The sequence below is a fragment of the Klebsiella scottii genome (assembly GCF_036561945.1).
Classification (GTDB): Bacteria; Pseudomonadota; Gammaproteobacteria; order Enterobacterales; family Enterobacteriaceae; genus Klebsiella; species Klebsiella scottii.
Genome location: NZ_JARXNI010000019.1, coordinates 176,839 through 189,749 on the forward strand (window position 1 = coordinate 176,839; position 12,911 = coordinate 189,749).

Annotated in this window: 10 protein-coding genes; all 10 read left to right on the forward strand. The window is 62.6% G+C overall.

Annotated features, from left to right (window positions below):
• Nucleotides 1-2: 2 nt before the first annotated feature.
• The 10 genes from QFI97_RS04600 (at nucleotide 3) to QFI97_RS04645 (ending at nucleotide 12,797) form a co-directional block, all read left to right on the forward strand.
• Entirely contained in the window at nucleotides 3-1,715 is a 1,713-nt protein-coding gene (locus QFI97_RS04600; RefSeq protein WP_346430629.1) for an ABC transporter permease, read from the forward strand.
• Nucleotides 1,703-2,731: an ABC transporter ATP-binding protein gene (locus tag QFI97_RS04605; protein WP_095099663.1), complete on the forward strand. Its 1,029-nt coding sequence runs from the start codon at nucleotides 1,703-1,705 to the stop codon at nucleotides 2,729-2,731. Before QFI97_RS04600 ends, QFI97_RS04605 begins: the two co-directional genes overlap by 13 nt.
• Nucleotides 2,728-3,795 carry an MBL fold metallo-hydrolase gene (locus QFI97_RS04610; protein ID WP_346430630.1) on the forward strand — a complete coding sequence of 356 codons (1,068 nt, stop codon included), beginning with the start codon at nucleotides 2,728-2,730 and terminating at the stop codon, nucleotides 3,793-3,795. The genes QFI97_RS04605 and QFI97_RS04610 overlap by 4 nt, the downstream gene beginning before the upstream one ends.
• Nucleotides 3,786-4,343, forward strand: coding sequence for a histidine phosphatase family protein (locus tag QFI97_RS04615; protein WP_095099658.1), 558 nt, complete (start codon nucleotides 3,786-3,788; stop codon nucleotides 4,341-4,343). Before QFI97_RS04610 ends, QFI97_RS04615 begins: the two co-directional genes overlap by 10 nt.
• A gap of 277 nt (nucleotides 4,344-4,620) precedes the next feature.
• Nucleotides 4,621-5,118: an RNA polymerase sigma factor gene (locus tag QFI97_RS04620; protein ID WP_331834923.1), complete on the forward strand. Its 498-nt coding sequence runs from the start codon at nucleotides 4,621-4,623 to the stop codon at nucleotides 5,116-5,118.
• 73 nt (nucleotides 5,119-5,191) lie between these two features.
• Nucleotides 5,192-6,172: a FecR family protein gene (locus tag QFI97_RS04625; protein WP_331834922.1), complete on the forward strand. Its 981-nt coding sequence runs from the start codon at nucleotides 5,192-5,194 to the stop codon at nucleotides 6,170-6,172.
• Nucleotides 6,173-6,307: 135 nt separating this feature from the next.
• On the forward strand, nucleotides 6,308-8,977 hold the full coding sequence (locus tag QFI97_RS04630) for a TonB-dependent receptor (protein WP_346430631.1): 2,670 nt from the start codon (nucleotides 6,308-6,310) through the stop codon (nucleotides 8,975-8,977).
• Between the two features lie 78 nt (nucleotides 8,978-9,055).
• A complete protein-coding gene (locus tag QFI97_RS04635) occupies nucleotides 9,056-9,619 on the forward strand; it encodes a heme acquisition protein HasA (RefSeq protein ID WP_159237080.1) in 564 nt (187 codons plus the stop codon).
• A 50-nt stretch (nucleotides 9,620-9,669) separates the two neighbouring features.
• Nucleotides 9,670-11,472, forward strand: a complete 1,803-nt coding sequence (locus QFI97_RS04640) for a type I secretion system permease/ATPase (protein ID WP_095099648.1) — start codon at nucleotides 9,670-9,672, stop codon at nucleotides 11,470-11,472.
• A complete protein-coding gene (locus tag QFI97_RS04645; protein WP_346430632.1) occupies nucleotides 11,469-12,797 on the forward strand; it encodes an HlyD family type I secretion periplasmic adaptor subunit in 1,329 nt (442 codons plus the stop codon). Before QFI97_RS04640 ends, QFI97_RS04645 begins: the two co-directional genes overlap by 4 nt.
• Nucleotides 12,798-12,911 lie beyond the last annotated feature (114 nt).

Sequence of the window (12,911 nt, forward strand, 5' to 3'; positions counted from 1 at the left end):
TGATGAGCGATATGACTCTGCGGCAAAACGCCGGCGGCAGCTCGCTGAAGGGGCTGCTGTGGCTATTATTATGCCTCGTGGCGCTGGTCAGCCTGCTGCCCAGCCTGCGCCTGCTTATCGCGGCGCTGATCGACTGGCGGCAGGGCAGCGACAGCAGCCTGTGGCGCGTGCTGAGCAATCCCGCCACCTGGACCGCGCTGTATAACAGCCTGTATACCAGCGGGCTGGGAACGCTGATCTCGCTGCTGCTTGGCAGCCTGTTCGCCTTTTGCCTGGCGCTGACCAATATCCGCTTTAAGCCGGTGTGGGTGTTCCTGTTTATGCTGCCGATGATGATCCCGCCGCAGGTCACCGCCCTGAGCTGGCTGCAGCTCTTCGGGCCGAGCAGCATTCTGCTCAACAGCATCGGCCTGGCGCCGGGATTTGGCAGCGCTAATCCGCTCTACTCCGCCGAGGGCATCGCCCTGCTGCTCGGCATTCAGCATGCGCCGCTGGTGTTTCTGGCCCTGCGCACGCAGCTGCAGTGCCTGCCGAAGGAGCATATCGAAGCGGCCAGGCTCAACGGCGCCTCGCTGTGGCGGGTCTTTTTCGATATCGTGCTGCCGCTGTGCCGCACGGCGTTATGGGGCGGGGCGGCGATTGCTTTTGTTTCCGCGCTCGGCAACTTCGGTATTCCGGCGATGCTGGGGATCCCGATCTCTTTGTTTGTGCTGCCGGTCTATATCTACCAGACGCTCTCCAGCTTCGGCCCGTCGATGCTTAATGAGGTGGCGGCGCTGTCGGTGCTGATGGGCGTGCTGGCGATCGGGATTGTTATCGTCCAGGGCCATATGCAGCGCCGCTACGCGCTGCCGCTGATTGGGATGGCGGGGCGCGCGCTGGGGTTCTCGCTGGGTAAGTGGCGGCTGGCGACGGAGGCGCTGCTGGGCGTCGTGCTGTTCGCTATTCTGGTCGCGCCGCTGCTGGCGCTGATCGCCACCTCGCTGGTGCCGACGCTCGGCGTGCCGCTCAACGGCGAGACGCTGACCTTTGCCGCCTGGCGCGGAGTCGTTGATGCGCAGAGCGCCACCTGGCGGGCGCTGAGCAATAGCATGCTGCTCTCGATTAGCGCCGCGGCGGTGCTGATGCTGCTCAGCCTGCCGCTGGCGTGGCTGCTGGTGCGCCATCCTTCCCGGCCGCTGCGCTGGCTGCACAACCTTATCGATATTCCCTACACCCTGCCCGGCGTGGTGCTGGCAATTGCCTGCATTCTGCTGTTTGCCCGCCCGCTGCCGCTGCTGAATATCAGCCTCATCGGCACGCTGACGATTATCTTTTTCGCCTATCTTGCCCGTTTTCTCACCGTCTGCCTGAAGCCGGTACACAACAGCATGCTGCAGCTGGACCCGGCGATGGAGGAGGCCGCCAGCCTCGCCGGAGCGAACGTTTCGCAGCGCCTGCGCCACATCGTACTGCCGCTGATGGCGCCGGCGGCGTTTGCCGGCGCGCTGCTGGTGTTCCTCTCCGCCGTCAACGAGCTGACGGTATCGGCGCTGCTGTGGAGCGCCGGGAAAGAGACGCTGGGGGTGATGATTTTCAATCTTGATGAGAGCGGAGATAAGGTGCTGGCGTCGGCGGTTTCGGTACTGGTGGTGGCGCTGGTGGCGGTGGTGATGCTGCTGCTCAGCGCGCTCGGCAGATATTTACCCAAAGGAGTGATTCCATGGCAGAACTGAGGCTGGAGCGGCTCAGTAAAGTATTTGGCAACCAGACCGTGGTACGGGATCTCAATCTGACCATCCCGCAGGGCGCCTTCACCGCGCTGCTGGGGCCGAGCGGCTGCGGCAAAACCACCACGCTGCGCATTCTTGCCGGCCTTGAGCAGCTTAGCGATGGACGCCTGCTGCTGGGCGATCGCCTGCTGGCGGATACTGCCGTCCATTTGCCGCCGGAGCAGCGCGATATGGGGATGGTGTTTCAGTCCTACGCCCTGTGGCCGCACATGACCGTGGCGGAGAACGTCGGCTATCCGCTCAGGCTGCGTAAAGTTAACGGCGCCGCCCGGCAGAAGCGGGTGATGGAGGCGCTGGAGGTGGTCGAGCTCGGGGCCTATGCCGGGCGTTCGCCGCAGGAGCTGAGCGGCGGCCAGCGTCAGCGGGTGGCGCTGGCGCGCTGTCTGGTCTCCGAACCGCAGGTGGTGCTGCTGGATGAGCCGCTGGCGAACCTCGATCGGCACCTGCGCGCGACGATGGAGCAGACGTTCCGGGAATTTCACCGCCGTACCGGCGCCACCTTTGTCTACGTGACGCACGATCAGGCGGAAGCGATGGCGCTGGCCAGCCACATCGCGGTGATGCATCAGGGCGCGTTAATGCAGTGGGGCGCGCCGCAGGAGCTCTATCAGCAGCCGCAAAACGCCTGGGTGGCGCGCTTTATCGGTAAGGGGCAGGTGCTGTCGCTGGCGATACCCGGCCAGCAGCGCCAGCTGGACTGCGCTCTGCTGCATGAGGGATTTTCCGCGGGCCAGCATGCGGCAGCGCAGCCGGTGCTGGTGCGCCCGGAACACGTGCAGCTCGCGGAGAGCGGGCTGAGCGCGGAGGTAGAAAACTGTATCTATCAGGGAGAGCGTTATCTGGTGGATTTGCGCCTCGCTGACGGGCAGTCGCTGAGCGCCTTCCACCACTCGCCGCTGCAGGCGCAGCAGAGCGTCCGCGTACGGCTGACCCAGGGCTGGCGTCTGGAGGCGGCGTGAAGGGCGTGAAGATCGAAATCATTAGCGGCTTAAACCGCAAGGCTCCGGCGGCTATTTTGCTGAGCACGCAGCGCCAGCGCATCCTGCTGGATGCCGGCGGCGCGCTGGAGCCGGATGAGGCGCCGTGGCCGGTCCCGGCGGATATCGACGCGATTCTGTTAAGCCACGATCATGTGGATCATATTGCCGGGCTGAGCCGTCTGCCGGCGGAAATTCCCATCTACTGCAGCGCCGTCACCGGCCAGGCGCTGCCTGCGGGGCGCAACGTCCACCCGGTAGCGGTGCGCGGTCAGTTTTCCCTCGGCGAGATAACCGTGACCACCGGCAGCTGCGGCCACGCCTGGGGCGGGATGTGGTTCCATCTGAACGTGGCGGGCGGCCTGTTTTACAGCGGTGATATCAGTATGGAATCCCTGCTGTTCCGCTTTGATGTTCCGCCGCCCGCGCGCCTGGCGCTGGTGGATGCCTCCTACGGTTTATACGATGTGCCGCAAAGCCGGCAGCGGGAAAAGCTGCGCGCGCATCTGCTGCAGCCGACCCTATGCCCGGTGCCGCCTTCCGGACGCGCCGCCGAGCTGGCGCTGTTTATGGCCCGCGAGCGGCGGCCGAACGTCGCCATGGACGCCGCCTGCCTGAGCATGCTGGCGCAGATGGCGGAGCATGACGATGGCAGCCTGCAGCATGGCGTCGCCGCAGAGCTGCGGGCGCTGGCCGCGGCGCTTCCGGTCTTTTCGCCCCACGCGCCGCTGGTATTGGCCGCCGACCCCGACGGCATGAGCGGCATGGCGGGCGCGCTGCGGGCACGGGAGGATTTTCAGCATCGAACCCTGTTTACCGGCCACCTGAATCAGCTCGCTCACCAGCAGTGGCTGGCAGGCGACGTCGATTTTTGCCGCTGGAATGTGCACCCCACCGTCAGCTGTCTGCAAACGCTGATCTCTCAGCTCTCCTGCCGCTATTTCGCGCCGCTGTTTACCGCCATTGACAACCCGCTTCTGTGGCAGCAGGCGTTGAGCTGCCAAATTATGACTCATCCGACGATCGAGATGGAACTATGCCAATAATCTGTAAGCCTTTTGTCTTCGTTCGCCACGGCGAAACGGCCCTTAACCGGGATAAATTAATCGGCGGAAGCACGGACGTACCGCTCACCGAAGAGGGCGAGCTGCAGGCGCAGGAGGTTCGTCCGCTGCTGGGGCGCTATCGCTGGAACGGCATCGCCGTCAGCCCGCTGCTGCGCGCGCGACAAACGGCCGAGCTGGCGCTCCCCGACGTGCCCTATACGGTGTTCGACGATCTGCGCGAGCGGGACTGGGGGGAGTTAGAACGGCGTCCGTGGAGCGAACAGCCGCCGTATGAAGAGACGCCGCCGGGCGGGGAAAGCTGGGAAGCGTTTTGCCACCGCGTGACCGGCGCGCTAAATACGATCCTGACGCAGTACGAGCGCCCGTTGATTATCGCCCATTCCGGCGTGTTTCGGGTGCTGCGCCGCCATGCGCTCGGTACGCCCTACGGCATCCGGCTTGGTAACGTGGTGCCGATGTGGATTTCACCCGGACAGCAGCCGAATGAGTGGCGCATCGTTCCGCTGGAGGAAGCCGACGAGCGCTAAGCTCGCGAGAGCGGGGATGATGCTGGCGGGATCGCCAATAAACTCGGTCCGGAACCGCCGCTCCCGTTAACGCCGCGCGCAGCCTCGATTCACCGCTTTACCCGCCCGCCTGACCTCGAAAATAGGCCATGATTGATAAAGCTGGCGCCGGCCGGTTGCCGGCGCCAGCCTCCCTCCGAACTCTTCCGACGCAGATGCGGCTAAAAAGCTTATTGAAAATGAGAATCATTTATGTGATTTATAGTGGCTTTGATGCAGGCTCTTCAGGGAAAAGTTAATGTCCAATATTGAGCTGCAGGTGCTGTTTGAGCGTCATGCCCAGCCGCTGTTGGCGTATCTGAAAAGCCAACTGCACGATGCGCAGCTGGCTGACGATTTGATGCAGGAGAGTTTTGCCCGCCTCTCCGAACATTATCCACAGGGAAAAATTCAGGACAGTGAATCCTATCTGTTCCGTACGGCGAGGAATCTGCTGTTCGATCATTACCGCCAGCAGCAGCGGCGGCAAACCATGGCGTTCAGCGATGATGAGATGGCCCACTTTCCCAGCGACGATCCGGGCGCTGAACAGCGCGCGATTGACCAGCAGCAGGTTGAGAGGATTATCGGCCAGCTGCTGAATCTGCCGGAACGGACGCAGGCTATTTTTCGTCTTAGCCGGCTTGAGGGGCTGCCGCAGGCGGAAATTGCGACGCGGCTGGGCGTATCGCTCAGCACCGTAGAAAAACATCTGGCGCAGGCGCTGGCAACCCTGATGTGCGGAATACAGAAATAATGGCATTTTTTTTACGGGTTTTACCTGGTTCAAACGTCTTAATGATTAACCCGGATAGTCAGGAAGCAGTGAAATGAGTCAGTTGAGTGAGGCAATACGTCAGCAGGCCGCGCTATGGGCTGTGAAAATGGCCGAGCGGTCGCTGACGGATGATGAGGAGCGGGCGATGGTCGCGTGGCGGGATGCAGATCCGCAGCATGCCGACGCGCTGATTCAGGCGCAGCAGCTGTGGCTTATGCTCGGAACATTGCCGCGATCGGCCCCGGCCGCCTGCGGAGCGGATACGCTATCTCCCACGGTGGTTCCTTTGCCTTTGCCCGTTCCGCCGGCGGCGATCGCTCGTCCCCGCTGGCGCCACTGGGCGACGGCCGCCGTCGTCGTGCTGGCGTCCCTGCCGGTACTGTTGATGCTTCCCGACGCCTGGCTGCGCTGGCAGGCCGATTATTACACCGCCGCCGGCGAAATTCGCCAGGTGACGCTGCCGGACGGCAGCCGGGTCGATCTCGATAGCCGCAGCGCCATCGAGCTGCATTTCAATGCAAAGGAGCGGCGCGTTACGCTCCTCTCCGGACACGCCTGGTTTACCGTGGCCCCGGTCGGCGCCAGCGAGATGCGCCCCTTTCGCGTAGAGGCGAACGGCGGCATTACGCAGGCATTAGGGACGCAGTTCAGCGTCGATATTGACGGCAGCGGAGCGGACGTGGCGGTGCATGAGCACAGCGTGCGGGTCAGCTATAAAGGGCAATCGCTGGTGCTGGCTGAACGGCAGGGCGCGCGCTATGCCGATAATAGCCTGACGCGGCGGCCGGTTTCGCCGGCGCAGTTCGCCTGGCGGCGCGGCTGGCTGATTATCGACAAGCAGCCGGTAAGCGAGGCGGTGGCGCAGATAAATCGCTACCAGAACCAAACGGTTATCGTCGTCAACCCGACGCTGAGAAAGCGGACCGTCAGCGGCGCTTTTGCGCTCAAGCAGCCTGAACGCGCCGTTGAAACCCTGCGCCAGACGCTGGGGGCGAAGCAGGTGACGCTGCCGGGAATGACGCTCCTGTACTAGGTCCTGCGGGGGTTTTTGTGGCCCCATTTTTATATTTTTACTTTTTCTAAAAAATTTTTACGGGTTTGTGTACGTCGTTCGTCTTTATTGTTGAATGAGATTGATTACCATTATCAACGATAATCGAGTACACACATGCACCCATTACAGCCCCAATTTTGCAAAAGCCGTCGTCGCCTTGCTTTTGCCATATCGCTGACGTTAGCGCTGACCGCGCCTGCGCTAAGCCAGGCCGCGTCGGCGGCAACGGAAGCGGTAAAACAGAGCAAAACTTTCGCTATTCCCCCGCAATCCCTGCAAAGCGCGCTGCTACGATTTGGCGAGCAGTCCGGCGTGCAGATCTTTTTTGAAGACCGCACGGTGCAGGGGATGAAGTCGCAGTCGCTTAACGGCACGATGCCGATCGCCGCCGCGCTACGTCAGCTGATTGGCAACAACGCCGTGGCGCCGGAATTTACCGCCGACGGGCAGATTATTCTCCGCACGAAGCGCGCCGATGAAACCCGCATCGGCGGGCCGGTGAATGACGATACCTTGACCGTTACCGCCACCTTAAATTATTCCGCGGATGACTGGGTCTACGAACAGCCTCGCTCCGTCAGCGTGATCGACCGCAAGAAGATGGACGACCGGCCGGCTCGGCACGCGGCGGATATCCTCGAACAGACCGCCGGCGTTTACTCCAGCGTGAGCCAGCAGGATCCGGCCCTGTCGGTGAATATTCGCGGGATGCAGGACTATGGCCGGGTCAACATGAACATCGACGGGATGCGGCAGAATTTCCAGAAAAGCGGCCACGGTCAGCGTAATGGCACCATGTATATCGATCCGGAGCTGCTGAGCGGGGTCACCGTCGAAAAAGGCACCACCGGCGGCATGGGCAGCGCCGGCACGCTGGGCGGCATCGCCACCTTTAACACCCTGAATGCCAGCGATTTTATCTATGACGGCAAAGAGCTGGGCGGCAAGCTGCACGCCAGCACCGGCGATAACGGCACCCGCTTTATCGGCAGCGGCGCGCTGGCGTGGGGCAATGAGACGGGAGATATTCTGCTGGCCGCCAGCGAGCGCCACCTGAGCGACTACTGGCCGGGTAATAAAGGCGATATCGGCGACATTCGCGTCAACAACGACACCGGCAACTACGATCGCTATGCCAGCGCCTTAAAAAACAATCAGATTACCGATAGCCGCTACAAGATGCTGTCGCGTATGGCGAAGGTGGGCTGGAATCTGCCCGCTAACCAGCGTCTGCAGCTAAGCTATCTGCAAACCCAGGTGAGCTCGCCGACGGCCAGCACCCTGACCGCCGTCGGCGAAGGCGATGACCGGACGCTGGGCTGGAAGCAGAGCGGCTACGACGTGGTGATGGCGCGCAACGTCGCCCTCGACTACAGCCTCGCGCCCTACGATCGCGACTGGCTCGATCTGCACGCCAAGCTCTACTACGTCGATACCGACTCGAACAGCGATACTTACGGCAGCGGGACGACGGACGATTACTGGACGCAAACCCGCCTGCGCACCTACGGCGCCCAGCTGCAAAACACCTCGCACTTCTCGCTGGCCGCGGAGCATACGCTGAAGGCGAACTACGGCGCCGAGTTTTACTATGACAAAGCCACCAGCCGCTCAACGTCTGAGGATATGGAGGGCGTGACGCCCGGCGGAAATCGGTCGATATTCAGCCTGTTCTCCACGCTGACCTACGAGTACGACGACTGGCTCACCGTCGAAGGCGGGCTGCGCTATGACCGCTATCGTCTGCGCGGCACCACCGGCATGAACTACCCCGAAGCGACTTACACCATTGATAACCCCTGCACCTCGCGTCGTCTGAGCGGCTGCCTCATTTCCAGCTCTTACCATGAATGGCTGGTGGATCGCGAAGAGTCCCGCGTCTCGCCGACGCTGGCGCTGGCGGTGAAGCCGGGCGTCGACTGGCTGGAGCTGTATACCACCTACGGCCGCTCCTGGCGTCCGCCGGCCATCACTGAAACCCTGACCAGCGGCAGCGCCCACGGCGACTCCACGCAGTACCCCAACCCGTTCCTGCAGGCGGAACGCTCCCGCGCCTGGGAAGTGGGGGTGAACCTGCTGAAAGGCGGTCTGCTGCAGGAGGAGGATCGCCTGGCGGTCAAAGTGGCCTACTTCGATACCAAGGTGTCGAACTATATCAGCATGGCGATTAACCGCGAAAAGCCGGGCATCACGCAGCCGGGGCTGGGCAACACCGCGTACGTCAATAACCTCAACAGCACCCGTTTCCGCGGGATCGAGTATCAGCTGAATTACGATGCGGGCTTTGTTTATACCGATTTCACCTACACGCACATGATCGGTAAAAACGAGTTTTGCTCGCGGAAAGCGTGGCTGGGCGGGAAGCAGCAGGGCGCCGGCAGCGCCAATAACTGGTACTGGGAAGATAATGATGAGGCGAACAACTTCGTGACCTGCGACGGCGGCAGCCAGTTCAGCTCCGCCGCGTTCCTCCCCGGCGATCGCGGCTCGTTTACCCTCGGCGGACGCGCCTTTGACCGCAAGCTCGACGCCGGCGTCACGGTGCGTTTTGCGCCGGGCTATCAGGATCACAGCGTCCCGAGCAACTACCCCTATCTGGCCGACTGGCCGCGCTACACCCTGTTTGACCTTTACGCCAGCTACCGCGTGACTGACAACCTGACGCTGCGCGGCTCCGTGGAGAACGTCTCCAACCGCGCCTACGTGGTCAGCTACGGCGAAACCCTGGGCAATACCTTAGGCCGCGGCCGCACCGTGCAGGGTGGCATCGAATACCGCTTTTAACCCCCGTATGACGCGGCGCAGTTCGGGCGTGCTCTGCACGTAAAAAGGCCGCGATATCTGTAATATCAGGAGACCAATATGGCATTTTCAGTGGATTACGACAGCTCTGTAGGCAGCTATAGCATTCATGATTATCTGGCTGAATGGTCAGCCACGTTTGGTGACGTTAACCATACCAACGGTAACGTGGACGATAGCAACTCTGGCGGCTTCTACGGCGGTGCGCTGTCAGGAAGCCAGTACGCTATCACCAGTACCGCGAATAACATCACCTCATTCGTGGCGGAAGGAAACTTAACCTATACCCTGTTTGCCGACCCGGCGCACACGCTGTACGGCTCCCTTGACGGCCTGTCGTTCGGCGACGGCCTGCAGGGCGGCAGCTCTTCGCCGTACAACATCCAGGCGCTGGACGTTAGCTTCAGCGGACTGGGCCTGAGCAGCGCGCAGTCCGAAGGTCATGACGGCATCGTGCATGAGGTGGTTTATGGCCTGATGTCCGGCGATACCAGCGCGCTGGAAACCGCGCTGAACGGCATCCTCGACCAGTACAACCTGAGCATCGATTCGACCTTCGATCAGATCGCGGCGGTCGTGGGCTCATCGGCAACCGCAGACCATACGGACCTGCTGGCGGCATAACCCTACCGTTTCCCCGCTGCGGCGGGGAAACGGTTCAGGCAGGAGAAAGAATGAGCGAAACTCAGGTGCCTCAGGCGGGACGGCAGGAGATCCTGGCGGCGTTAGCGACCTGCCGGCGCGGCTTCTGGTGCGTGGCGCTGTTCACCGCCGCGATCAATATTCTGATGCTTTCCCCGGCGCTGTATATGCTGCAGGTCTACGATCGCGTTCTGCCGTCCGGCAACCTTATGACGCTGACGATGCTGACCTTGATGATCGTCGGGCTGCTGCTGTTTCTTGGCCTGATGGAATGGGTGCGCAGCGGGCTGGTCATCCGCCTCGGCGCGCAGCTGGATATGCGTCTCAACGCGCGGGTTTTTGACGCCGCGTTTGGCACCAACCTGAAAACGGGTAATGTTCTGGCAGGCCAGGCGTTAAACGATCTCACCAGTTTACGGCAGTTCGCGACCGGCAGCGCGCTGTTCGCCTTTTTTGACGCCCCCTGGTTTCCCCTCTATCTGCTGGTGGTTTATCTGCTGCATCCGTGGCTTGGCGTTCTGGCGACCCTCGGCGCGGCGCTGCTGTTGGCGCTGGCCTGGCTCAATCTGCGCTTAAGCCAGCCGCTGCTGGAGCGGGCGGGAAAGGTAGCGCTCCACGCCAGCCAGCGGGCCAACGGCCAGCTGCGGCAGGCCGAAGCGATAGAAGCGATGGGGATGCTGCAAACCCTGCGTCAGCGCTGGCGCTGCCAGCACGCAGAGTTTTTACATTTGCAAAGTCGCGGTAGCGAGAGAATGGCGCTGATCACCTCCCTGACGCGTACGCTGCGGCTGGCTCTGCAGTCGCTGATGCTCGGCTGCGGCGCGCTGCTGGCGGTCAACGGCGATATCACCTCCGGCATGATGATCGCCGGCTCGATCCTGATTGGCCGCGTGCTGGGGCCTATCGATCAGCTGATCGGCAGCTGGAAGCAGTGGCTGGCGGCCCGCGAAGCCTGGCAGCGGCTGCAGGTGCTGCTGGCCGCGAATCCGCCGCAGCCCGAGCGTTTACCGCTGCCCGCGCCGCAGGGACATTTACGCGTTGAGCAGCTGACGATTACGGCGCCGGGAGGCCGTCAGCCCATATTGATGCAGCTGCAGTTTTCGCTGGCTGCCGGCACCGTTCTGGGGGTGATTGGCGCATCCGGTTCGGGTAAAACGCAGCTGATGAAGCAGCTGGTCGGCGTGCAGAAACCGCTATCCGGCAGCGTGCGGCTGGACGATGCTGAAATCCATCAGTGGGATAAAACGGCGCTGGGTCCGCATATCGGCTATCTGCCGCAGGATATCCAGCTGTTTGCCGGAACGCTGGCGGAAAACATCGCCCGTTTTGGCGAGGTGGATGCCGATAGCGTGGTGCTGGCCGCGCAGATGGCCGGTATCCACGCGCTGATTTTACGCCTGCCGCAGGGCTATGACACGGTGCTTGGCGAAGGCGGCAGCGGTCTGTCGGGCGGTCAGCGTCAGCGGGTGGCGCTCGCCCGCGCGCTCTATGGTTTACCGGCCCTGGTGGTGCTGGACGAGCCGAACGCCAACCTTGATAAAGAGGGCGAAGCGGCGCTGCAGCAGGCGATTCTGACCCTGAAAGAGAAAGGGAAAAGCGTGGTTCTGGTGACGCACAAACCGGCTATTCTGGCGATTACCGATCGTCTGCTGGTGCTGGCCGCCGGCAGAATGCAGCACGAAGGCCCGAGCGCCGAGGTGTTGAAAAAGCTGCCGGGCATGGCCGGCGCGCCGACCTCCGGCGCGGTGACGCCGATCGGCGCGGGCCGGCACGGCGGTTTTAACGTGGGCTATACCGCGGTGCAGCCGCGGGTACGCGCTGAGGGTAAATTATGAGAGCGCTGACGCAGCCCGAACAGCTGGCCTGGTATGAAGGGTCGTTCAGCGAACGCGCCTATTTACGCTGGGGATTATGGCTGGTGATCGTCGGATTCGGCGGGTTTCTCTGCTGGGCCAGCTTCGCGCCGCTCGACCGCGGCGTGCCGGTTTCCGGCAGCGTGGTGGTGACGGGAAACCGTAAAGCGGTACAGCATCCCGGCGGCGGGGTGATTGCGCAGCTGCGCGTTCACGACGGCGAGAAGGTGCAGGCAGGTCAGGTGCTGGTGGTGATGAATACCGTGACTACGCAAACCCGACGCGACGCGCTGCAAAGCCAGCTGCGCAGCCTGCAGCTGCAAATGGCGCGCTGGGCGGCGGAACGAACGGGTGAGAGCGAAATCGTGCTGCTGCCCGATCTGGCGGCGGTCAGGGATGAACCGGAGGTGGTGGAGCAGCTGGCGCTGCAGCGTCAGCTGTTAATCAACCGCCGCGCCGCCCTGCGCAGCGAGCTGGCGGCCATTGATGAAGGCGTGGCCGGTACCCAGGCGCTGCTCAGCGGCATGCAGTCTTTACTGAGCAGCAAGCAGCAGCAAAAGCGTCTGCTCAACGAGCAGCTCTCCGGCATCCGGGGGCTGGCCGCGAAGGGCTACGTGGCGCGTAATCAGCTGCTGTCGATGGAGGGGGAGCTTGCCAGCGTGGAGGGGGAGATTTCACAAACCCACGGCAGCATCGGGCGGCTGCAGCGGCAGGCTATCGAGCTGCGGCTGCAGGCGCAGCAGCGTCGGGATGAGTACAGTAAAGAGGTGAATACCCAGCTGGCGGACGGCCAGGCGCAGATCGCCGCGCTGAAAAACCAGCTGGAGAAAGCGCAGGCCGATCTGCAGGATACGCAGATTAAGGCACCGGTGGCGGGAACGGTGGTCGGCATGGCGGTATTTACCGAGGGCGGCGTTATTCAGGCCGGGCAGCAGCTGATGGAGATCGTGCCGGAGGATTCGCCGATGGAGGTCGAAGCCCGCGTGCCGGTCGAGCTGATCGATAAGGTGCATCAGGCCCTGCCGGTGGAGCTGCTATTTTCAGCCTTCGATCAAAGCACCACGCCGCGCGTGGCGGGGGAGGTCACGATGGTCGGCGCGGACCGCCTGGTCGATGAACAAACCGGGAAGCCCTATTACGCGCTCCGCGTTAAGGTCACGCAGGAGGGGATGGACAAGCTGCAGGGATTAACGATTCGACCCGGCATGCCGGTTGAAGGGTTTATCCGCACCGGCGAGCGTTCGCTGATGAACTATCTGCTGAAGCCGCTGACCGACCGCCTGCATCTGGCGCTGACCGAATCCTGACGGCGCCCGTCGGCGTAAACGGCCCGACGTTGGGAAAGCGGAAGAGGGGACTTGCGATGCACAAGTGGACTGCATCGTCGGCTCTAGCTGAAGCTTTACGCAACCCCCTGCCCG

Excerpts from the sequence above, each read along its gene's own strand:
- QFI97_RS04630 (WP_346430631.1), top strand. The coding sequence starts at position 6,308 with ATGCACCCATTACAGCCCCAATTTTGCAAAAGCCGTCGTCGCCTTGCT.
- QFI97_RS04635 (WP_159237080.1), top strand. The coding sequence starts at position 9,056 with ATGGCATTTTCAGTGGATTACGACAGCTCTGTAGGCAGCTATAGCATT.
- QFI97_RS04625 (WP_331834922.1), top strand. The coding sequence starts at position 5,192 with ATGAGTCAGTTGAGTGAGGCAATACGTCAGCAGGCCGCGCTATGGGCT.
- QFI97_RS04600 (WP_346430629.1), top strand. The coding sequence starts at position 3 with ATGAGCGATATGACTCTGCGGCAAAACGCCGGCGGCAGCTCGCTGAAG.
- QFI97_RS04620 (WP_331834923.1), top strand. The coding sequence starts at position 4,621 with ATGTCCAATATTGAGCTGCAGGTGCTGTTTGAGCGTCATGCCCAGCCG.
- QFI97_RS04615 (WP_095099658.1), top strand. The coding sequence starts at position 3,786 with ATGCCAATAATCTGTAAGCCTTTTGTCTTCGTTCGCCACGGCGAAACG.
- QFI97_RS04605 (WP_095099663.1), top strand. The coding sequence starts at position 1,703 with ATGGCAGAACTGAGGCTGGAGCGGCTCAGTAAAGTATTTGGCAACCAG.
- QFI97_RS04640 (WP_095099648.1), top strand. The coding sequence starts at position 9,670 with ATGAGCGAAACTCAGGTGCCTCAGGCGGGACGGCAGGAGATCCTGGCG.
- QFI97_RS04645 (WP_346430632.1), top strand. The coding sequence starts at position 11,469 with ATGAGAGCGCTGACGCAGCCCGAACAGCTGGCCTGGTATGAAGGGTCG.